This is a genomic window from Opitutus sp. GAS368, from assembly GCF_900104925.1.
Classification (GTDB): domain Bacteria; phylum Verrucomicrobiota; class Verrucomicrobiia; order Opitutales; family Opitutaceae; genus Lacunisphaera.
Genome location: NZ_LT629735.1, coordinates 2,011,021 through 2,031,004, shown reverse-complemented (window position 1 = coordinate 2,031,004; position 19,984 = coordinate 2,011,021). Strand labels below are relative to the sequence as shown.

Annotated in this window: 21 protein-coding genes; 17 read left to right on the top strand and 4 right to left on the bottom strand. The window is 64.5% G+C overall.

The window, feature by feature from the left end:
• Nucleotides 1-74 precede the first annotated feature (74 nt).
• From BLU29_RS08705 to BLU29_RS08695, 3 genes are all read left to right on the top strand, one after another.
• Complete coding sequence (locus BLU29_RS08705) at nucleotides 75-1,169, top strand: sugar kinase (RefSeq protein ID WP_091056778.1); 1,095 nt, start codon at nucleotides 75-77, stop codon at nucleotides 1,167-1,169.
• 323 nt (nucleotides 1,170-1,492) lie between these two features.
• Nucleotides 1,493-2,494, top strand: coding sequence for a DDE-type integrase/transposase/recombinase (locus BLU29_RS08700; protein WP_231962229.1), 1,002 nt, complete (start codon nucleotides 1,493-1,495; stop codon nucleotides 2,492-2,494).
• A gap of 305 nt (nucleotides 2,495-2,799) precedes the next feature.
• Nucleotides 2,800-3,963: an acyltransferase gene (locus BLU29_RS08695; RefSeq protein ID WP_157693743.1), complete on the top strand. Its 1,164-nt coding sequence runs from the start codon at nucleotides 2,800-2,802 to the stop codon at nucleotides 3,961-3,963.
• 228 nt (nucleotides 3,964-4,191) lie between these two features.
• Here BLU29_RS08695 and BLU29_RS08690 read toward each other — a convergent pair whose 3' ends face one another.
• A complete protein-coding gene (locus tag BLU29_RS08690) occupies nucleotides 4,192-5,370 on the bottom strand; it encodes a M50 family metallopeptidase (protein ID WP_091056774.1) in 1,179 nt (392 codons plus the stop codon).
• A 268-nt stretch (nucleotides 5,371-5,638) separates the two neighbouring features.
• Here BLU29_RS08690 and BLU29_RS08685 point away from each other — a divergent pair, with 268 nt between their 5' ends.
• The 3 genes from BLU29_RS08685 to BLU29_RS08675 all read left to right on the top strand — a co-directional run bounded on the left by BLU29_RS08685 (nucleotide 5,639) and on the right by BLU29_RS08675 (nucleotide 7,225).
• Nucleotides 5,639-6,487, top strand: coding sequence for a S1-like domain-containing RNA-binding protein (locus tag BLU29_RS08685; protein ID WP_091056771.1), 849 nt, complete (start codon nucleotides 5,639-5,641; stop codon nucleotides 6,485-6,487).
• A gap of 87 nt (nucleotides 6,488-6,574) precedes the next feature.
• Nucleotides 6,575-6,808, top strand: coding sequence for an RNA-binding S4 domain-containing protein (locus BLU29_RS08680; RefSeq protein WP_091056768.1), 234 nt, complete (start codon nucleotides 6,575-6,577; stop codon nucleotides 6,806-6,808).
• A gap of 84 nt (nucleotides 6,809-6,892) precedes the next feature.
• Entirely contained in the window at nucleotides 6,893-7,225 is a 333-nt protein-coding gene (locus tag BLU29_RS08675; RefSeq protein ID WP_091056765.1) for an FKBP-type peptidyl-prolyl cis-trans isomerase, read from the top strand.
• Nucleotides 7,226-7,314: 89 nt separating this feature from the next.
• Here BLU29_RS08675 and BLU29_RS08670 read toward each other — a convergent pair whose 3' ends face one another.
• The 3 genes from BLU29_RS08670 to BLU29_RS08660 all read right to left on the bottom strand — a co-directional run bounded on the left by BLU29_RS08670 (nucleotide 7,315) and on the right by BLU29_RS08660 (nucleotide 9,239).
• The gene (locus BLU29_RS08670) at nucleotides 7,315-7,599 is read right to left on the bottom strand and encodes a DUF1294 domain-containing protein (protein WP_091056762.1); all 285 of its coding nucleotides are present in this window, start codon (nucleotides 7,597-7,599) and stop codon (nucleotides 7,315-7,317) included.
• 182 nt (nucleotides 7,600-7,781) lie between these two features.
• Nucleotides 7,782-8,549 (bottom strand): tRNA-uridine aminocarboxypropyltransferase, encoded by a 768-nt coding sequence (locus BLU29_RS08665; protein ID WP_255401280.1) that lies wholly within the window; start codon nucleotides 8,547-8,549, stop codon nucleotides 7,782-7,784.
• A 138-nt stretch (nucleotides 8,550-8,687) separates the two neighbouring features.
• The gene (locus tag BLU29_RS08660; RefSeq protein WP_091056758.1) at nucleotides 8,688-9,239 is read right to left on the bottom strand and encodes a hypothetical protein; all 552 of its coding nucleotides are present in this window, start codon (nucleotides 9,237-9,239) and stop codon (nucleotides 8,688-8,690) included.
• Nucleotides 9,240-9,549: 310 nt separating this feature from the next.
• Between BLU29_RS08660 and BLU29_RS08655 the strand changes: the two genes are divergently transcribed.
• The 11 genes from BLU29_RS08655 (at nucleotide 9,550) to BLU29_RS08615 (ending at nucleotide 19,921) form a co-directional block, all read left to right on the top strand.
• Nucleotides 9,550-10,098 (top strand): type II secretion system protein, encoded by a 549-nt coding sequence (locus BLU29_RS08655; RefSeq protein ID WP_157693742.1) that lies wholly within the window; start codon nucleotides 9,550-9,552, stop codon nucleotides 10,096-10,098.
• Nucleotides 10,098-10,907: a hypothetical protein gene (locus BLU29_RS08650; RefSeq protein WP_091056753.1), complete on the top strand. Its 810-nt coding sequence runs from the start codon at nucleotides 10,098-10,100 to the stop codon at nucleotides 10,905-10,907. The genes BLU29_RS08655 and BLU29_RS08650 overlap by 1 nt, the downstream gene beginning before the upstream one ends.
• Nucleotides 10,908-11,051: 144 nt before the next feature.
• Nucleotides 11,052-11,546, top strand: coding sequence for a gluconokinase (locus tag BLU29_RS08645; protein WP_197677785.1), 495 nt, complete (start codon nucleotides 11,052-11,054; stop codon nucleotides 11,544-11,546).
• Between the two features lie 170 nt (nucleotides 11,547-11,716).
• Nucleotides 11,717-12,691 carry a hypothetical protein gene (locus BLU29_RS08640; protein WP_091056750.1) on the top strand — a complete coding sequence of 325 codons (975 nt, stop codon included), beginning with the start codon at nucleotides 11,717-11,719 and terminating at the stop codon, nucleotides 12,689-12,691.
• A 215-nt stretch (nucleotides 12,692-12,906) separates the two neighbouring features.
• Complete coding sequence (locus tag BLU29_RS18005; protein WP_157693741.1) at nucleotides 12,907-13,134, top strand: hypothetical protein; 228 nt, start codon at nucleotides 12,907-12,909, stop codon at nucleotides 13,132-13,134.
• A gap of 1,029 nt (nucleotides 13,135-14,163) precedes the next feature.
• Nucleotides 14,164-14,727 carry a hypothetical protein gene (locus BLU29_RS18000; RefSeq protein WP_157693740.1) on the top strand — a complete coding sequence of 188 codons (564 nt, stop codon included), beginning with the start codon at nucleotides 14,164-14,166 and terminating at the stop codon, nucleotides 14,725-14,727.
• Nucleotides 14,724-15,296, top strand: coding sequence for a prepilin-type N-terminal cleavage/methylation domain-containing protein (locus BLU29_RS08635; protein ID WP_157693739.1), 573 nt, complete (start codon nucleotides 14,724-14,726; stop codon nucleotides 15,294-15,296). Before BLU29_RS18000 ends, BLU29_RS08635 begins: the two co-directional genes overlap by 4 nt.
• Entirely contained in the window at nucleotides 15,296-17,086 is a 1,791-nt protein-coding gene (locus BLU29_RS08630; RefSeq protein WP_091056746.1) for a carbohydrate-binding protein, read from the top strand. Before BLU29_RS08635 ends, BLU29_RS08630 begins: the two co-directional genes overlap by 1 nt.
• A gap of 68 nt (nucleotides 17,087-17,154) precedes the next feature.
• Nucleotides 17,155-18,786 (top strand): hypothetical protein, encoded by a 1,632-nt coding sequence (locus tag BLU29_RS08625; RefSeq protein WP_091056744.1) that lies wholly within the window; start codon nucleotides 17,155-17,157, stop codon nucleotides 18,784-18,786.
• Nucleotides 18,783-19,364 (top strand): type 4a pilus biogenesis protein PilO, encoded by a 582-nt coding sequence (gene pilO / locus BLU29_RS08620; RefSeq protein ID WP_091056742.1) that lies wholly within the window; start codon nucleotides 18,783-18,785, stop codon nucleotides 19,362-19,364. Before BLU29_RS08625 ends, pilO begins: the two co-directional genes overlap by 4 nt.
• A complete protein-coding gene (locus tag BLU29_RS08615) occupies nucleotides 19,361-19,921 on the top strand; it encodes a hypothetical protein (RefSeq protein ID WP_157693738.1) in 561 nt (186 codons plus the stop codon). The genes pilO and BLU29_RS08615 overlap by 4 nt, the downstream gene beginning before the upstream one ends.
• Nucleotides 19,922-19,984 lie beyond the last annotated feature (63 nt).

The following is a 19,984-nucleotide window of genomic DNA, read 5'->3' as shown; positions in this document are numbered from 1 at the left end:
TTGCGCCGACCTGATCCGCGAGGTCGCCGCAAGCAGCGACCCTACAAACCAAACAATCCCTCTCCTTCCATTCCATGAGCCTCCAAATCAAACCCGCTTCCGCCTGCACCTACGACCAGATCTCGCTCGGCGAGGTCATGCTCCGCCTCGACCCCGGCGAGGGCCGCATCCGCACCGCCCGCGAGTTCAAGGTCTGGGAGGGCGGCGGCGAATACAACACCTCCCGCGGTCTCCGCAAATGCTTCGGCCTGAAGACCGCCGTCGTCACCGCCTTCGTCGACAACGAGGTCGGCCACCTCGTCGAGGACTTCATCATGCAGGGCGGCGTCGCCACCGACTTCATCAAGTGGCGCGAGGACGATGGCATCGGCCGCACCGTCCGCAACGGCCTCAACTTCACCGAGCGCGGCTTCGGCGTGCGTGGCGCCGTCGGCAACCCCGACCGCGGCAACACCGCCGCCTCGCAGCTCAAGCCCGGCGACATCGACTGGGATCATATCTTCGGCAAGCTCGGCGTCCGCTGGTTCCACACCGGCGGCATCTTCGCCGCCCTCTCCGCCTCCACCGCGGAACTGACCGTCGAGGCCGTCAAGGCCGCCCACAAGCACGGCACCATCGTCTCCTACGACCTCAACTACCGTCCCTCGCTCTGGAAGACCATCGGCGGCCTCAAGAAGGCCCAGGAGGTCAACCGCGAGATCGCCCGGTATGTCGACGTGATGATCGGCAACGAGGAGGACTTCACCGCCTCGCTCGGTTTCGCCGTCCAGGGCGCCGAGGATCTCAAGCACATCGAGACCGGCGCCTTCAAAGCCATGATCGAGACCGCCGTGCAGGAGTTCAAAAACTTCAAGGTCGCCGCGACCACGCTGCGCCACGTCATCACCGCCACGAAGAACGACTGGAGCGCCATCCTCTGGCACGACGGCAGGTTTCACGAAAGCCGCCCGTATCCGGGCCTCGAGATCCTCGATCGCGTCGGCGGCGGCGACTCGTTCGCCTCCGGCGTGCAGTTCGGCTTCATGGAGTTCAACGACCCTCAGAAGGCCGTCGACTACGGCGCCGCTCACGGTGCGCTCGCCTCGACCACCCCCGGTGATACCTCGATGGCCACGCGCAAGGAGGTCGAGAAGCAGATTTCCGGCGGCGGCGCCCGCGTCGTGCGGTGATTGGTGGAGGGCCCGCGTCCGGCTCGGTGACAGACATCGAGGACACTTTGAAGGACAGACATCGGTGACACTCTCGGGGCACTATGCCCTGGAAGACATCGGTCACGGAACAAGCACGGCGTCGGTTTATCGATGAGTGGATCAAGCGGCCGGGTTCCGGCCGCAGTATCACATCATTGTGTCGGTTGCATGGTATCAGCCGGAGTTGCGGATACCGTTGGTGGGAACGGTTTCGGGCCGGGGGAGGCCGGGCGCTCACCGAGCGCGCCCGGACGCCCCAGGCGGCCGTCCGGCTGCGCGAGCGCTGGGAGGCACGTTTGCGCGTGGCCCGCCTGCAGGAGCGGAGCTTCGGGCCGAAGAAGCTGTGGTGGAAGCTGCACCGCGAGTATCCCCGCTCGCAGTTGCCGTGCGTGCGCACGCTGTCGCGTTGGCTGCAGACGCACGGCCTGGTGCGCCGGCAAACCCGGCGCGCCAGACCGGGACCGATCCTGCGCCTGCGCGGACGCCTGGCGGGGCGTTGTGCGAACGATGTCTGGTCGCTCGACTTCAAGGGCCAGTTCCGCACCGCCGACGGCCGGAAGGTTCATGCCCTCACCGTGCGCGATGTGGCGAGTCGCTATGTGCTGTGTGTGCAGCATGTGTCCAAGCCCGGCGAAGCGGAGGTCGCTCGGGTGATGCGCAGGTTGTTCCGCCGTTACGGCCTGCCCAAGGCCCTCCGCACGGACAATGGGGCCCCGTTTGGCGCCGGGGGCCCGCGCGGCTGGACCCGCCTGAGCGCGGGTTGGGTCAAACTGGGCATCCGGATGGAGTATGGCCGTCCCCGCTGCCCGCAGGATAACGCGGCGCACGAGCAGATGCATGGCGTGCTGAAGCGGTTCGCCGCCACCCCGGTTTCAGCCCACCCGCCGGCCCAGCAGCGCCGCTTCGGGCGCTGGCGCCACCATTACAACCAGCTCCGCCCCCATGAGGCACGCGGACTGCGCACGCCGGCGGAACTCTACCGCGCCAGCCGGCGCGTTCTGCCGGCCACTGTCCCTCGCTGGACCTATCCGAAAACCTGGCTGCGCGTGCGCCTCGACGCCAAGGGGCGCTACCGCTGGCGCAAACGCCAGCGGCTCATCGGCAAGGCCTTCATCGCGGAGGAACTCGGCGCCCGCCTGGTCCGCCCTGATGTCCTCGCCGTCTATTTCGGACCCCATCTGCTCGGCCACCTCCACGCCCACGATCCGGCCGGACTCCGGCACGCCCGTTGGCGTCAACCCCTGCAATCCAAAGCGGGAGGGGCGCAGCCCCTCCCGCGCCCACCCCGATCGATCAAGATCTGATCCGATCTAACTGTCTCCGATGTCTGTCACCTCAACTGTCCTCGATGTCTGTCACTCCGCCTCCCTGCGGGCCGTTCCGCCGATTGAAAGGTGGGAGGGGCTTTATGCCCCGACACGCCTGTTTCAGCGCGTTCGAGTCGGGGCATAAAGCCCCTCCTACCCGGCTCCACTGGAGGATCGGTCCCCTGACTACCCGCGGGCCTGCGCCACCTAGAAGGCGAAACCCGCCAAATCGTAGTGCGGGCGGAACTCGGCCCCTATCCCGAGACTCGCCAGTCCGGGATTGTTGGAGTAAGCACAGCGCCATGCTGGGCAATCCGCCAAACCGCAACCGCGCCCTGGACGGTTTGCGCGGCGTGGCGATCCTGTGGGTGATCGGCTACCATTTGTTCGGATGCCCGCCGGTGCATCCCGCCATCGAGGCCGTGCCGGGGCTCGGGCCCCTCCTGTCCTTCGGCTGGCTGGGCGTGGTGATCTTCTTTGTGCTTTCCGGCTACCTGATCACATCCCAGCTCGTGCAGGCCCGCGGGCGGCCCGGCTACTGGCGGCACTTCCTCGTGAAGCGGGCGGCGCGCATCCTTCCGGCCTACGCCCTGCTGCTGTTGAGCCTGCCGGTCGCCGCGGCGGTCTGGCCGGCGGACCGCGCGGGCATCGTGTTCAACGACCAGGTGCCTTGGGCGAGCCACTTCATGCTGGTGCAGAATTTCTTCATGACCGGATCGGGCTATCTCGGCAACGAGTGGCTGCGCCCCACCTGGTCGCTGGCCGTCGAGGTGCAATACTACGTCTTCATCGCCCTGTTCGTTGCCCTGTGCCCGCCCCGTCTTTTGCGCCCGGGCCTGGCCCTGCTCGCCCTCGGGGCGGTGGTCATTCGCTTTTGGATGGCCGCCTATCTCGCCAACCCCGAGGCCTCCATGATGGTGCTGGCCGTGGCCCGCATGGACAGCTTTGCCCTTGGCGGCCTGGTCGCCCTGCTCCCGGCCGGAGCGTGGTCGCGACGGCGGGCGGCCGCCTGGGCTGGAATCGCCGGCGCGGGTGGAGCCCTGTTCGTGCTGTATGCCCTGGGTGGCTTCGGCTCGTTCACCCACGCAATGCAGCCGGTGTATTATACCTTTGTGAGCGTGGCGGTCGCGGCGCTGGCCGGGCTGCTCGGCCGGGGCACCTGGCCGTCCTCGTGGTTGGGCGGAAGCTGGCTGGTGGCGGCGGGCAGGTATAGTTACTTCCTGTATCTCTTTCATATGCCCCTGGTCTGGATTTGCCACGAATGGCTGCACCAGGCGGCCCCGCGCGCCGACACCAACGCCGGCTTGCTGACCAGCGCCGCTTCCGTCGCGGTCACCTGGCTCCTGGCCTGGGCCGCGTGGCGATGGATGGAAGCCCCGGCCATCGCCGCCGGGCACCGCTGGGCGACCGGCGGGAAAGGTGCGGCGACTTCCGGTGGGCGCGACGCGCCGGGCACCGCGGATTGAGGGCCCGCGCCAATCAATGGGGCGCATCGGATTTATCGATTAACGGGACGCGGGCGTTCGCGGGTAGACTGCGCGCCATGAACCTCCTGAAGAAATACCGCTGCCGTCTGATCGCCGGCGTTCTGCTGCTCGCCGTCCTGCTGCTCATCCCGCTGCTCGTGCGCTGAATTCCCTGTAGCGGCGGTCTATGACCGCCGTCGAAGGTCCCTCGGCGGTCATAGACCGCCGCTACAAGGCTTCCTCCGTCTTGCTGAACCGGCCGGCCACGCGGTCCGCGACCTTGTTCAACCCCAGCGCGAAGATCGCCCACATGAGGCCCAGCGCGGCCCAGCACCCGTAGCCCAGGAGCAGGTAGTTGCGCCGGATGGTGAATTTCTTCCACCCAAAGCCGTCCATCAGCTTGTTCATGTCGCCGCCCTGGTCGTCCTCGCCGTTGATCATCGAGCCGAACGGGATCTCCTCCACGCCATGGTAGATGTCGCGCCACCGCAGCCAGATGTTGAGAAACGCCGTGGCGCCGATGAAGAAGAAGACATAGCGGCAGGCGCCCCACTTGAATTTTTCCGGCAGCTGCACCCAGAAGAACATCATGAACAGCGTGCTGAGGTAGAACTCCCCGCCGACGCCGCCAAACGCGCTCCACCAGAATTCCTGCGTGAGCGGCGGCATCCGCCACGTCATGTAGTATTGCACGCCGGCCAGCGCGATCGCCGCGACCATGGCCCAGGCCTTGCGCTCCGTCCAGCCCGCCAGGAACAGGATCACGAACATCAGCAGCAGCCCCCAGTAGACAAACGGCGAATAGACCGGCTCTACCGGCGTCCAGCCGAACGGCAGCGGCGTCGCGCGGAAGCCGCACAGCCACGCCGCTGTCGCGTGGCCGAACTCGTGCATCCACACGTGGAAGCCTTGCAGGAAAAAGCCGAGCGGGCTGACATTCACCAGCAGCACGAAGGCGAGCAGCAGCGGCGGCACGAGCACGTTGATCTTCCAGTTGTCGAAGCGGAACAGGATGAACTCGTCGTCGGCCGGGTCGCGCGGCGTCACGACCGGTGGCGTGATCAGGGTCTTGGGCCCCAGCGGGGACGCGGTGAGCGGTGTCATCGGCGGGCGCGTCCGCAGCGCCTTGGCCGCGATGGGCGGGTCCGTCAGCGTCGGCCGCTTGCGCGGCGCGGCCGCCTCGGCCTGCCGCTGCTTCTCGCGCAGGTGCCCCGCCAGCTTTTCGTAGGCGGTGCGCAGGGCCGACCGCTGCGCATCGAGCGCGGGGTTCGGTTCGTCCGCCGCGCCGGCCTTGCCCTTGATCAGCGCGAAGTTCTTTTTCATGAACACGCGCTCGAGTTCCTCCAGCGTCACCCCGGCCGCTACGCCCAGCGCCGTGTGGCATTCCGCGAGTTCGGCCTCGTTCATGGGCACAGATGCTGACAGTCGGAGGTCCGTGTGTCCAGCCGACGGCGGCCGGGGTGGGCCTTCGGCCACAAATTTACGGGACCCCGCCTCGCCTTCCTCTTTGTAGGGTCGTCGCTTGCGACGACCTCGTGCCCGCCATCCCAAGGTCGTCGCAAGCGACGACCTTACAGATCACTGGCTTCGCCCGCTCATTCCCATTGCCTTGGCCTGTCACGTGCCGTCTGCTGAATAACCCACGCATCACACTTTTCCGTCCTCCGTCCCACCCATGGCCCAACTCGGCAAACGCAACCTCCTCCCCATTGTCCGCGCCGCGTCGCCCGGCCTGTATCTGGACGGCGGGGCGCACGGCGAGATCCTGTTGCCCGCCCGCTACATCCCGGCGGGCGCCGTGCCGGGTGGAAAGCTCGAGGTGTTCGTCTACCGCGACTCCGAGGACCGTCTCGTCGCCACCACCGAACGGCCCTACGCCGTCGTCGACGAGTTCGCCTGTCTCAAGGTCGTCGGCGTCAACCCGCGCATCGGCGTCTTCCTCGACTGGGGCCTCGGCAAGGACCTGCTCCTGCCCGCCCGCGAGCAGGATGGTCCGCTCAATCCCGGTGACTGGGTCGTCGTGCAGGTCGTGCTCGACGACAAGACCGACCGGCTCATTGCCAGCGCCCGGCTCAACCGCCGGCTCGACCTCACGCCCCCGCCCTACCACGAGGGCGAATCCGTCCACCTGCTCGTCGCCAGCAAGAGTCCGCTGGGCTACAACCTCATCATCAACCACGCCCACCGCGGTCTCGTCTACCACACCGACCTCGCCGCGCCGCTCAAGGTCGGCGCGGTCGTCGAGGGCTACGTGCGCAACGTCCGGCCCGACGGCAAGGTGGACCTCGCGCTCGGCCGCGCCGGCTACCGCCGCGTCGCCACGGTGGCGGAGCAGGTCCTGGAAAAACTCCGCGCCGCCGGCGGCCGCCTGCCCTTTCACGACGGCAGCCTGCCCGAGGAAATCCGCGATGCCTTCGGCGTGAGCAAGAAGGCCTTCAAGCAGGCCATCGGCGCCCTCTACAAGGACCGGCTCATCCGTATCGAGCCCGACAGCATCCACCTGGTGGCGCCGGACACGCAATAATGCCTTTCTTGTAGGAGCCTGCTTGCAGGCGATTCCGGAAATCTATCGCCTGCAAGCAGGCTCCTACACCTTACAGCTCTCCCTCCCATGCCTCCGCGCTCTCCCATTCCCCAACCCGTCATCGTCCGCGCCGTCCCGATCGAGCTCTGCCAGTTCCTCAAGTTCGGCGGACTGACCGGGACCGGCGGCGAGGCCAAGCAGGTGATCAGCCAGGGCCTGGTGACGCTCAACGGCACGGTCGAAACCCAGAAGCGCAAGAAGCTGCTCGCCGGCGACCAGGTCACCTATGACGGCAAGACGCTCGTGGTCGCCCTTGCCTGATATACTGGAGGGCCGGTCTCCTGACCGGCCGCGGTCGGTCGGGAGACCGACCCTCCAACCAAACCTCTTTCAACTCTGCCCCCCATGAGCACACCCACCCTTAAGGTCGAGCACCTCGCCACCGGCGCCGGCCGTTCGCCAAAAAAGGGCGAGCTGGTCACCGTGCATTACACCGGCTGGCTCACGAGCGGCGAAAAATTCGACAGCTCCGTCGACCGCGACGAACCGTTTCAATTCGTGCTGGGCGAAGGCCAGGTCATCGGTGGCTGGGATCTCGGAGTCGCGCAGATGAAGCTCGGCGACAAGGTGAAGCTCACGATTCCGCCCCACCTCGGCTACGGTGCCGGCGGCTACCCCGGCGCCATCCCGCCGAACGCCACCCTCGTCTTCGACGTCGAGCTGCTCGCCATCGGGTGAGAGGGTTTTGTTGTGTAGGGCGGGATCGCCGTATCCCGCCTTCTTCCGAAAGTGGTGTCGCCCTCGCGGCGGGATACGGCGATCCCACCCTACATCAACCGCACCGCTGCGTAGACCAGCGCCGCCCAGATAAAGAACGCCGCCGCGAATTTCAGCTGGAAGGACCCCTTCGCCGATTTGTGCCGGAAAACCAGGATGCCGAGCAGGCCGCCCGGCCAGCCACCGAGCGCACTCGCCCAGAACAGCGACGCCTCCGCCACGCGTCCGCCGCCGCGCCGCGCCCGCCACTTGTCGAAGCCGAACAGGACGAACGTCCACGCGCTGGCCGCGATAATCCAACCACTGAGAATCTGCCGCACCTCGGCTTCACTCATACCCAATCCTCCTGATGGTATAGCCACAAAAAGGCACAAATACCCGGTGGCAAATGAAGCTCTCAAGGCGCCTATAGGCGCGCGGTGGATTCACGACTGCACTCTCAATGCGTTTTTGCGCCTTTTTGCGGCAAAAAAATGTTTGGCGGCCCTGAATCCGCCCCAAGGAAAGGCCCGTGGCTTCACTCCGCTCCCCCATTCCCCGGCACCAGCGGCGCCCGCAGGTAGCCCAACCGGCGCGACCACGCGGGGCTCAGCGTGCGCTCGCCGGGGGCGCTGTAGGGCCGCCGCCGGTAGCCGCCGCGGTTCGGGTCGGCCGCGCACTTGATCTGGAAATCCTGCATGCGCTGGAAAACCCCCAGCAGCTGCGCCGGCTCCGGGTAACGGTCGAGCCCCGTCCGTTCCAGCACCCCGAGCAGCTCGTGCACCGCCTCGAGCGTGGACAGGCAGCCTTCCGCCGGCTGCTGCTTGATGACATAACGGCTCGGGGCCGACGGCGTGAACATGATGCGCGGCAGCCGCTGCAGGCTCGGGCTGGCCCGCAGCATCTTCCGCGCGCCACCCCACGTGGCGTCGAGGAGGAAGACGGTGAGCTGACGCTCGGAAACCTGAGACCTGACGGAGCCCTCCGGGCGTAGATGGCGAAGCAAACCTGAGACCAGAGGCTCATCTGCGGTGCTTAGATTGAGCGCCTCGCGCCCCGGATAGAGCAGCACGGGAAAATTCTTCGGATCGGCGATCAGCGCCTGCACCGTCTCGTCGCCGTCGAAGCCCTTGCCCATGCGCAGCTCGCTGTTGGGCAGGCAGAGGTGCGTCAGCCGGCCGGTGCCGGCCTTCTCCTCCTTGAATTCCTTCGGGTGCATCAGGAACACGAAGCGCGTGCGCGTCGGCATCGGCCGCAGCGACGCGCACCAGCACAGGGACTGGGGCCAGAAACAACGATAACACATCACTCTCATTGGCTGGAAATCCCAAAGGCCAAGGGACCAAACGCCAAATAAATCCGCCCTGCCGGCCGGCGACTTTGGCCTTTTTCGGTTTCCATCAGACTTGGCCCGCTCCGCATTTGGCCTTTGTCATTTTCCGGATCACGCCCGCTCGCCTGTATCTGTCTGCGGGTAAAACACCACGAGCAGCCCATTGATGACGGCCAGCACGCCGAGACCGGCGAGGCCGTTTTCCGCGGAACGCGCCAGGTGGACCAGCGGATTGTCGGCCGGACCGGCGGCCGGCAGGAACAACAACACGCCGATCGCCAGGGCCTTGGCGGCGATCCACGCCAGCGGCGCGGAGAACCAAAAGCCCGGCCAGCGGCCGGCCAGCAGCGCGGCTCCCACCGCAAAGAATCCGACCTCCAGGCTCATGCTGCCGACCATCGGCAGCGCCGGCAGACCCGTCAGCGCGAGGTTCACCAGCGGGGTGACCAGCCCGACCGCGAGCCCCGGCAAGGCCCCATAAAAATACCCGGCCACAAACGTCGTCCAGAAAACCGGCAGCAAGTAGACCCCGAGCACCCGCGGCCCGGCCCACGGGACGAGGTGGACCAGGAACGGAACCAACCAAGCCACGACGACCAGCACGGCGGTTTCGCGCCAGCCGGCGGTCTTGGGGAGGAGCAGTTTGCGGACGGCGGTCGACATAGGCAGAGGACGGAGGACGGATTACAGAGGACAGACAGGCAGTAGCACCCGGCTTCCTCAATCTTTTTGGTCGGATCATTTCCCGTTGTAGGAGCTTGTTTACAAGCGACTCGGGGCGCTTTCCGATGGCGGAGGCCTTGAATCGCCTGCCGGCAGGCTCCTACATGTCGGTCCTGTTCCTGCCTTCCGCCTCCCGTCCTCCGTCTTCCGTCGTCCGCCCTCTGTCTCCCCCAGCCGCCTCCCGGCCCGCCTAGGGTGAAATGCCGATTCCCCCTTGCCTAGTGGCCCGCGCTCCGCCGAAATACCGGCAATGCGAGTGTGCTCCAATTCCAGCCGCCGGCTGGGCCGGCGGGATATTCCCCGGTCGACCGCCGGCGTGGGCCTGGTGGAGCTGATGGTCGTGGTGACCATCATCAGCATGATCATGCTCGCCGTGACCCCCACCTACACCCGCATCCAGCGGAAGGCCCGTGCGGCCGCGGTGGTGAACAATTTCCGGGTGTTTGCCGCCGTGTTCCAGGCCCATGCCCACGAGACCGGTTCCTGGCCTCCCACGGCCGCCGTCGGCGTCGTCCCGGCCGGCATGACCGAGGCCGAGCTCAAGTCCGCGTCTTGGCTGCAGGTCACGCCCATGGGCGGCCAGTTCCAATGGGAAAACAATCAGGTGGAGCCGGGCGGCACCAGCCCCGGCGGGCGCTGGACCGCCGCCATCTCCATCAACAGCAGCGCCGCCAGCCCGATCCTGTTCGACATGGACCTGCTGGAGGAAATCGACCGCGAAATCGATGATGGCGATCTCACCACGGGGAGCTTCCGGCTCAATGGCGACGGTGGTCCGATCTACATTCTCGAACCCTGATGGCCCTCGCCAGCCCCACCTACAGCGTGACCCTGCACCATCTCGCCCCCGGCGCGGTGGCGGCCGGCCTGGCCTATCCCGACGAGCAGCTGTCCGCGGTGTCGCTCCCCCAGCTGCGTGAAATGCTCTATGCGCTCGGCGAGGTGTCGTCGCGCCTGACCATCTACGAGCCCTCCACGCCGGAGATCCGGATCAAGACGGACCGGGAAATCTTTGTCGTCCGCACGCGTTACCGCCGGCTGTGCTTTGTGGGCTACGAGGCCGCCCTCCGGGGCGAGGAGCACTCGGTCGCCTACATTCTCACCACGATCACCGGCACCACGGAGGTCGCCAAGGCCCCCGAACCCCGCGTGGAGCGCCCCTCGGCCGCCAGCATCGCGGCCAGCGCCGCGCCCGAGGACACCGGCCGGATCCCGCGGTGGCTGAAGATCGCCGTGATGGCGGCCATCATCGTCGGGTGCAACGGCACGGCGGCGTGGCTCCTCTTGCGTCCGCCCCGCAGCCCGGCGCCCGCTTACACCCTCATGGTGCCGGACGAATCGGCCGCCCTGCTGGGCAAGGTGGCCGGGGAATACCGCACCGGCTCCCAGGAAGGCGACCGCCGCCTGATCATCGACCCGGACGGCACCCTGCGTCTCGCCCGGTTCGGTCAGAACCAGGCGGTCACGCAACCCACGACCAAGACCGCCCGGGGCGCGCTGGTGGACAACCGGCCGGCCCTGATCACCAGCGATCCCGCCGCGATCACGCTCAAGGACGCGGACACGCTGGTGTTCTTCGGCGTCACCTACAAACGGCACAACCCCTGAGGATTTGCACAGGAGCCAACAGAGGGCACCGAGAAAAGTTGGTTCGGGCGGATGCGGTCCGATGAATCTTTCTGATCCAAACCAGCGTTGATTCAGAATCCAACCAGCCAACCTCTGTTTACTCCGTTTCCTCCTGTAAGATCAATGTCTGCCAGAATCCTCCTCCTCATGGGCGTCGCGGGTTCGGGCAAGACCACCATCGGGCGGCGCCTCGCCGCCCAGCTCGGCTGGCCCTACCACGAGGCCGACGATTTCCACAGCGCCGCGAACAAGGACAAGATGGGCCGCGGCATTCCGCTCGATGACTACGACCGCGCGCCCTGGCTTGCGTCAATCCGCGCCGCCATGGACGACTGCCTGGCCGACCGCCGCAGCGCGGTGTTCACCTGCTCCGGCCTGAAGGACCAATACCGCCGCGTGCTGATGGACGGCGCCCCGGGCGTCACGCTCGTCTACCTCGCCTGCGACCTCGAAACCAGTCTCGCCCGCGTCGGCCGGCGCCGGGGCCACTACATGAAGGCCGACATGGTGCAGAGCCAGTTCGAGGCGCTCGAGGTGCCGGCGGACGCCCTCACGCTCGACACCCGCCTGCCGCCCGAAAAAATCATCGCGGAGATCCGGCGGACCCTCGTCCTGTAGGGCGGGATCACCGTATCCCGCCTTCGTTCGAACAGGATATCACGTTCAAGGCGGGATACGGTGATCCCGCCCTACAATTTCAAATCAAACCGCCGCCCGTCCGCCCATTGAACGCTGAACAATGAACATTGGACAATGAACGGTGAATTTTATGTCCTGACACCCGGCACATGAGCGACGAATCCAAACCCGCCACCCCGCCCGCCCCGCCGCCCGCCGCTGAGGCGAAAGCCTCACCCCCTGTAGCCTTGGCGAAAGGAGGCATCGAATACGCGCTGCCGGCGCAGAAGTCCTGGGTGCCGTCCCCGACGCTCATCAAAAACCTGGGCGGCCTGATCAAGCTGCTCTTCGGGTTCACCGTCGTGCTGGGCATGGGCTACTTCGCCCTCATGGCGCTGAACCCGAAGGCCCGTGCATGGGCGACCAAGGGCCCCAAGGACGGCAGCGGCGGCCCCACGCCCATCAATTTCGTCAACCAGATCCTGGCCATCCCCGCCCAGGCCCTCGGCAAGACCGACGATGTCGTGAAGGCCAACAACGCCCGCGCCGGCTTGGTTGACAATCTCGTGGCCGAGGAAGAGGCCAAGGCCAAGGGCGCCAAAAGCGGCGGCGCGTTCGCGCCCGTCACCGATCCGTTCGCCAGTCCGGCCGCGCCCGACAAGAAAGCCGGCGTCGCCGCCACGGAAACGACCGACAGCCAGGCCGTTTCCCGCGCCACCCTGCTCGCCCTCGCGGAAAAAAACGCCGCGACCGACTCCGGCCCGCCGGCACCACCACCCGCTGAGGCGAAAGCTTCACCCTCCGTCTTGTCCGCTGAAGCCTCGGCGAAGGCGGAAGCTTCAGCGAAGGGGAGCGCTCCCGACACGCCCGAGCAGATCCAACTGGCCGGCAATATCACCATCGCGCACGCCTCGCCTGCCGGGACTCCCCGGGCCAGCGCCGCGTTTTTCTTCTGGGCGGTGAACCTCAACGTCAGCGGCGTCACCCAGAGCAAACTCGCCCGCATGTTGCTCAACAACCGCCTGGTCTATGAAGGGGATGTCGTCAACCGGTCGCTCGGCATCACCTTCGCGCGCCTGGACGCCGCCGCGCAGCTCCTCGTTTTCCGTGATCAATCCGGTGCAATCGTCACCCGCAGTTACTAAGTAAGAACGCTCCAAGCGACGCGCCACCCCACGTGATAGAGGGGAATCAATCACACTACCGCGAAATCCCCTCTGGAGAGGGGTGCCCGTCAGGGTGGGGTGTGTCGGGACAAGCCGCTCATTCGTAGCTAAAACCCAAACCTGCGGAAGTTTTTGACCACGGATGACACTGATGGTCACGGATGGATGGCCACAGGCTTGATTTCTCGCCCAGGGTGGGCCACTTTGCCGACGTGAGCGTAACTGAGCTGCAAAATAGGATCAAGAAGCTGAGTCCCGGTGAGCGCCGGTCCGTGGGGAAATACGTTTCGTATGTGACCCGGCGCAATTCGACCGCCCGGCAACGGCAACTGGCTCGCATCAATCGGGCCATGTCGGCCGGGAAAAAATATTCGCAGGCCCAGATCGACGCAATCCTTGCCCGCAATCCGCCGAAGTCCTGACCCTGATGCGCGCCTACGAGCCAGCCTTTTCACACGAAGAACGCAAAGAGAGCAAAGGCTCGGAGTGGGTCGGTTTGATGTAGGTCGGGCTCTTTATGCCCGACATTCTACGCAAGCTGTCGGGCATAATACCAATCGCCTCAAGCTACTACACTCTACACCAAGGTCGCCAAGACCGCGAAGCAGATCCTGCGATGGGAAATATCTCTGCGTTCTTTGCGGTCTTCGTGTAAAAGCTTTGGGTGTTTGGTATAAGGCCCGATCTACATCAGCGAAGCAACCAAGCTGACCCACTAGCAAAGGCTCCGTCCGAGTCGGAACCATGCAGGTGCAGTCCATTTCAATCGTCCGTCGCCGCGCAAAAAAGGTGGAGCGCGTTGACCCCAACGCGCTTCAGCATGTTCGCTCGCAAACCAGCGTGTTGAGGTCAACCCGCTCCACCTCGAACTACCTGAGCCCATCTTGGCTGGCTTTGCTTCCTTGGTGTGAAATCTTTTCTGAAACTCTAAGGTGTGTTTTCAAAAATGATGGAACCAGGTGGCAAGAGACGAGTCGGAGCCGGGGCCTGGACTTGGCTGATTGACTAGCTACCCCCAGGCTTTCTTCGCCATCTCCGCGTAACGCTCCGGTCAGGTCTCAAGTTTCAGCCTTCTTCTCCGAAGATTCCCCGAAGGCACCCCCAAGGATAGCGCAAAGATAGCCCATGGATATTCGAAGGATACACGAAGTATGCCCGAAGGATGATCGACGGAAGTGTGGCCAATGTAAGGCGGAAGTAAGGCAGAACTAAGAAGGAAGAACGACACGCCCTCGAAGGATGAAGTAAGGATCCGCCTCAATGCCGCCCTTGGCACGGAATTCAGGCAGCGATGATTTTACGCCAAGGAAGCAAAGTCAGCTAAGGCTCTCTTGGCGTTATTCGTGTGAAATCCTCAGGTCTCAGGTTTCAAGTTTCAGGTTTCTGTATGCTCGCTGAAAGCGCACTTGGCACCCCGCTCTTGGGTGTTACACCCTAGGTTCCCACCCGCCATGTTTCCACCCCGCCAGCAGGTTCACCCGATCGCCCCGTCGCCCTTGCCGCGCCGAAGCCTTGGCGCAGGCGGGTTCACCCTCGTCGAGGTGATGATGGCCTCGTTGATCCTGGTGGTGGGCTTCATCGGCATGATCGACGCAATGGCTCTTAGTTCGAACATGCTGAATCACGCCCGGCGCCAAAACCTGGCGTCGCAGATGATCAATCACGAGATTGAGAAGTTGAGATTCGCTCCTTGGACCACAACCAATGGCATCACCGGCATTAGTAACCTGCCGACGGCCAGCACTGCCGTAATCATCGACAGCCAATTTGATCAGGCCCGCGCGGCCCTGGGTGACAACAATACGGCCGGCTCCACGGTTTCATTCTCGATGGCTCGCACAGTGACAAACCCGGACCCGGTCACCAACATTCGCGAGGTCAACTTCACCGTGACCTGGGTGGTGCGCACCATCCGCCTAGACAGCCTCGGCAACGTGCTGACGTTCACCTACAGCCGCAGCAACTCGGCTTGGTTTGGGAAATATGGCCTGAACCTCACTTACCAACGCTCGTGACCACCCCTTCGTTCAACAAGACCGCCGGGTTCACGTTGGTTGAGCTTTTGATTGGCATGTCCCTCGCCCTGATAGTCCTGACGGCGGTTCTTTCGAGCTATGTTCTGATCGGTCGTAATTTCACGCGCTCGCTCGCGGTCACTTCCTCGAACCAACCCAACCTCGAAAGCCAGGGCCGGCGGACCTTGGCGGTCTTTGCCCAGGACGTGGAAGTGGCTACGGCCATTTCCGGCACCCCGAGCGCCAGCAGTCTCGCCCTGACGCTGCCGACCAGCTCGGGGAGCATGACTGTGATCTACACCTACGACAGCGCCGCCGGCACACTGACCCGCACTCCGTCTGTCGGCTCGGCTCAGATTCTGCACTCCAGCCTGCTTACCTGCGTCTTCTCTTACTACGACAACTCCGGCAATCCATATACGACCTATGTCAACTACCTGCCCGGCATAAAGCAGGTGTCGTTTACGCTCACTGCCCAAGCTGGCAACACCACGAACAACACGCTTTCTGCAGTCTACAAACTTGGCTCCCCCCGGTTGTTGTTCCGCAACAAGACCCTCCTCTATTGATGAGACGTCGTTCGCAAAATGGCTCTGTCGCCCTTGTCGCCCTTTGTTGCGTGGCGGTGCTGGGCATCGCGCTGGCCAGCTACCTGGCGGTAAGCAACCAGTCGATGAAGCTCAGCAACCGCACCTATGCCAAGGACGTCAGCCGGCATTTGGCCGAGATGGGCTTGGAGCGGGCCCTGCGGGCCTTCAGTTTTAATACTTTCAGCGGCAGTTGGACCGTCTCTGGCATCACAGCCACCCGGACCCTGTCAATCAATAGCTCAAATTACGGCACCAGCGGTATCACCACGGCAATCTACCTCCGGGTTGACCATTACCTGACGGGAAACAAGGCCGTTCCTTGGAGCGGGCTCACCAGTTATGCCGCCAATGATTATGTCAGCTATTTGGGTGTCTGGTATAACTGCATTCTCGCCCCGCCGTCCAACCAAGCGCCGTCCAACATCACTTACTGGCAAGCCGCGCCCCAACCCTGGAAGGCGGACTCTACCTACCAGATCGGTAACATCGCCTTGTCCGGCGGCAGCGCCTACCGGTGCATCGCGGCCAATACGAACCAAGCCCCGCCCAGCGCGACCTATTGGACCGCCTACACGGCGGCGGCCTGGAGTTCCGGCACCACTTATGCGGTGGATGACGTCGTCACGTTTGGTGGCATGGCCTATCGCTGCATCCTCGGCCACATCAACCAGAGTCCGCCCAACACCACTTACTGGCTCAGCGCCCCGGTCATATACTCGCAGGGGGTCGCCACCCTGTCCGACGGGTCCGCGCCTATAACGACCCAGCTCCGGGCGCTCATTGCCCCGGCTCCGCTTTTCCCGAATGCGGCGGCCGCCACTTCCGTCTTGTTGATCAATCCCTCCTCTGGCACCTGCATGATCGACAGCTACAATTCCGCACTGGGCACCTACGCTTCACAGGTGGGAAACGCCGCCACCAATTATTCCGCCGTGCTTGCCGGCGGCAGCACCTCCACCACCCCCAGTGCCACGGTCTCCCGCAGCACGGTGAAAGGTTATGTCGCGGCAGCCTCAGCCTCCACCGCACCGTATGCGCCTCGCACGTCGTTCGGCGGAACCACTACAGTCAAGAGCGCTACCAGTCCGGTTTCTCCCAACGTCGATCTCACTCGCGTAAGCCGCAGTCCCTATATTCCGCAGTTTGATGTTCAATCCGTCACCGGCGCCACCACGCTGGTTCTGAACGTTGGGTCCAATACGGACATCGGCACCGCCGGCGCCACCACTCCCAGCAAATATGTTATCAACGGAGACCTGCTGCTCAATCAGACCGGTTCGACCCTCACCATTCATGGTCCAGTCATTCTCGATGTGCAGGGCCAGATCTACATTTATAATGGCTCCGGCTCCGGCGGATGCCGTATCATCATCAAACCCACTGGTTCGGCGGAAATACACTTCAGTGGTCGACTGTATATTGGAAGTTACCTCGGATCATTGGACGGCATCGACAACCAGACCTTGGACCCCAAGAAACTCATAATCATTGGCACCAACACGACCAACACCACCGGCTACCACTACTTCTGGTCCACGCTACCTTTTTACGGCGTCATCTATATGCCAAATGCCTACCTTTGTCTTTGGGGTAACGTAAATATCTATGGTGCTGTTTCGGCGAGCAACATCGGCTATCCGAACACTTCGACTAACATCCACTATGACACAACTCTTCGCACCGCGGCCTTTGGAGGCGTTGATGCCCCGTATATGATCTGGGAGTTGCGCGAACTAACCAATCCTTCTGAAACGGTGACTCTCCCCTAGCGCACACGGCGGACGCCTTGACGCCTCCACTATACCCTGATTAACCCGGACTTAGCGCGCCCCACTACTTGATCTTCTCCAACCGCAACACCCGGCACAGCCTGCTGATAGAGATCAATCCCTATCAGATCCTTGCCGCGGCCATCGACCGGCCGGACGACGGGCCGACCGTCATCGAATCGACCGCGGAGTTCGATGCCGACGACGATGCCGGGTTGCGCCAGTGGCTCGACGTCAACTTCGACAAGGCCAAGTCCTGGGTGCCGGTCATCGGCGGTTTTGTGCCGCCCGAGGCCCTCCTCCAGCGCGAGAGCATCCAGGCCCGCCGGCTCTCCGAGGCCGGCTACCTCACCGAGCTCGTCAAGGAGCAGTATAAGGTCGAGAACCCCGCGGGCTGGAAGTTCGCCCCGCTGAGCCCGCTCGAGGGCGCGCAGGTGCCGGCCGAGGGGATGGCCCGCCCGGCGTTGATCTGCGGCGTTTCCAACACCGATGTGCACCAGGTCCAGCAACGCATGCTCGACCACCGACTGTTGCCCTACCGGCTGGAAATGAGCCTGCTGCCGTTGCTCGGCGCGATCATGGATCACAAGACGCGCAACAATGACAAGCGCGCCGCCGTCGTGGTCGTCATCGAGCAGGAGCACACCACCGCCTACATCCTCGGCAAGGAGGGCGTGCATACGCCCGGGCCGGTGCGTCACGGCTTCTCCTCCATCGCCCAGGCCGCATGCAAGGAATTCGGCCTCAAGGAGGCGGCCGAGGTGCGCGAGCGCCTGCAGCACGCCGACGACGAGCTGCTGCTGCGCGCCAGCAAGTTTGTCCGCGCCATCGGCCGCGATCTCAAACCGCTCGTCGATTCCTACGAGATGACCACCGGCCAGCCGGTGGGGGAGATCTACTGCGCCTACCTGCCCGCCTCGCTCTCCTGGATTGCCGAGCCGCTGGCCCAAGTGGTCGGCCGCACGCCGTTCACCATCGACTGCCCCGTCTGGCTCCCCACCGTCAATATCCAGCTGGGCGAGGGCGTCACCGCCCCCGGCCAGCACTGGCTCGGCGCCCTCAGCCTCGTCGCCGAACTCCCCGGCCCGAAGCCCGCCAAGGATCCCAAGGACAACGATGTCTACCAGGGCCCCTGGCACCTCGACTGCCGCCTCTCGGGCAACCTGCCCAGCAACGACCTCGTCCGCAGCCGCTTCATGGCCAACGCCGTTGCCGCCACGCTGGCCGTCTGCGCCCTGATGATCCTGTTCTGGCAGCTCTACCTCAACCGATCGCTCCAGACGGAAATCTCCTTCTGGAACCAGCGCATCAGTGAAAACCAAAAGCAGGCCAACGAGCTGAAAGTCCTGACCCGCACCCTCGGCGACCAGACCGCCAAGCTCGACCAGGCCTACACGCTCACCGCGGCGCCCTATGTCCTGTCCGACCTGGTCATGGCCGTCGGTCGCACCCGGTTGGAGCGGATGAGCCTCGAGAGCATCAACGGTTTCACCGGCGGGGTGGTGCTCCGCGGCACGCTGCGCGCCGCTTCCTCCGAGCAGGCCACCCAGCAGCTCCGCGCCTATGTGGAGACCCTGCGCCACGAGCGCGAATTCGCCGCCTTGTTCGGCACCATCGCGCTCACTTCGCTCGAACGGATCGACGGCGACCAGGGCATGCACTTCGAGGTGGCCCTCAAGCTCAAGGAGGCCAAGCCGTGAACGCGTTCCTTCAGCAATTGCTCGGCTTTTTCCGGCGCAATCCCTTCGCCATCGGCTTCAGCCTGCTGGCCGTGCTGCTGTGGATCGCCAACTACTTCATCTGGACCCGGCACCAGGAACTCGCGGCCGGCCACCAAACCCTGCAGCGCAACGGCGAGGACATGATGCAGGCGCTCACCAACCACGGGCGGGTCACCACCGAGCTGGCCTCCGTGAAAGAGGCTTTGGCCTTCATCGACCAGCACCTCGTCAACGAGGGGGACCTGCCCGAAAACATGGGCTATTTCTACCAGCTCGAAACCTCCAGCCGGCTCCGACTCGAGGCGCTGAACCAGCTCAGCTCCATGCCTCCGCCCCCGGATCAGCTTTACAAGACCGTGCCCTTTACCCTCCGCACCACCGGGTCCTACCGGCAGGTGCTTCGTTTCCTGCGCGAACTCGAATCCAGTCCGCGTCTCTACAAAGTCCAGACTTACTCCCTCGCCCAGGCAGGTGCCGGCAAGGCGCCGGGTGGCGTCGACAGCGACGTCAGTCTGATCACGCTGGACCTCACCATCGAAGTGCTCGCCCGCCCATGAGCTCCGCCAGCCGCCACCTTCTCCCCGCCCGGCGCCCGGCCGCCATAGCCTTGGCGACGGCGGCTCTTCTGTCGTCCGTCCTCTGTCCTCCGCCGATGCGGGCGGCCGAATCCACCAACCCCGCGGAGGTCAAGCGCATCGCCGACCGCTATGCTCTGACCAAGGCCCGCATCAGCGCCATGCTGGATCAGCGCCTGCGTCCGGTGCCCCTCCCGGCCAACCCGCCCAATCCCTTCTACCAACCCCCGAAGGAAGTGGCGGGCACCCCGCTGACGCCCGGTGGAGAATCACCCGATACCGCCCTGATCCCGGAAGCGGCGGATCTCAGCGACATCGACACGCTCAGGAAATACGCCCCCACGCTCAAGATCGGCGGCGTGCTCAACCGCAACGGCGCGCTTTACCTGACCCTCAATAACACGACCTGCAAGGTCGGTGACATCATCACCGTCGGCAAACGGGACCACCCGATCTACCTCAAGATGCTCAGCCTCTCGGCATCCGAGTTCTCGCTCGGGCTGAACGACGCCGTGCTCGCCGTGCCGCTGAAGAAGTAGGAAGCGGAATTCTCCGCGGATAACGCGGACTGGCGCGGATTTTCAAACCAGCCCAATCCCGCT

Bases quoted from the DNA above. Each gene is read 5' to 3' on its own strand.
- BLU29_RS08705 (WP_091056778.1), top strand. From the start codon at position 75: ATGAGCCTCCAAATCAAACCCGCTTCCGCCTGCACCTACGACCAGATC.
- BLU29_RS08695 (WP_157693743.1), top strand. From the start codon at position 2,800: ATGCTGGGCAATCCGCCAAACCGCAACCGCGCCCTGGACGGTTTGCGC.
- BLU29_RS08690 (WP_091056774.1), bottom strand. From the start codon at position 5,370: ATGAACGAGGCCGAACTCGCGGAATGCCACACGGCGCTGGGCGTAGCG.
- BLU29_RS08685 (WP_091056771.1), top strand. From the start codon at position 5,639: ATGGCCCAACTCGGCAAACGCAACCTCCTCCCCATTGTCCGCGCCGCG.
- BLU29_RS08680 (WP_091056768.1), top strand. From the start codon at position 6,575: ATGCCTCCGCGCTCTCCCATTCCCCAACCCGTCATCGTCCGCGCCGTC.
- BLU29_RS08675 (WP_091056765.1), top strand. From the start codon at position 6,893: ATGAGCACACCCACCCTTAAGGTCGAGCACCTCGCCACCGGCGCCGGC.
- BLU29_RS08670 (WP_091056762.1), bottom strand. From the start codon at position 7,599: ATGAGTGAAGCCGAGGTGCGGCAGATTCTCAGTGGTTGGATTATCGCG.
- BLU29_RS08665 (WP_255401280.1), bottom strand. From the start codon at position 8,549: ATGTGTTATCGTTGTTTCTGGCCCCAGTCCCTGTGCTGGTGCGCGTCG.
- BLU29_RS08660 (WP_091056758.1), bottom strand. From the start codon at position 9,239: ATGTCGACCGCCGTCCGCAAACTGCTCCTCCCCAAGACCGCCGGCTGG.
- BLU29_RS08655 (WP_157693742.1), top strand. From the start codon at position 9,550: ATGCGAGTGTGCTCCAATTCCAGCCGCCGGCTGGGCCGGCGGGATATT.
- BLU29_RS08650 (WP_091056753.1), top strand. From the start codon at position 10,098: ATGGCCCTCGCCAGCCCCACCTACAGCGTGACCCTGCACCATCTCGCC.
- BLU29_RS08645 (WP_197677785.1), top strand. From the start codon at position 11,052: ATGTCTGCCAGAATCCTCCTCCTCATGGGCGTCGCGGGTTCGGGCAAG.
- BLU29_RS08640 (WP_091056750.1), top strand. From the start codon at position 11,717: ATGAGCGACGAATCCAAACCCGCCACCCCGCCCGCCCCGCCGCCCGCC.
- BLU29_RS18000 (WP_157693740.1), top strand. From the start codon at position 14,164: ATGTTTCCACCCCGCCAGCAGGTTCACCCGATCGCCCCGTCGCCCTTG.
- BLU29_RS08630 (WP_091056746.1), top strand. From the start codon at position 15,296: ATGAGACGTCGTTCGCAAAATGGCTCTGTCGCCCTTGTCGCCCTTTGT.
- BLU29_RS08615 (WP_157693738.1), top strand. From the start codon at position 19,361: ATGAGCTCCGCCAGCCGCCACCTTCTCCCCGCCCGGCGCCCGGCCGCC.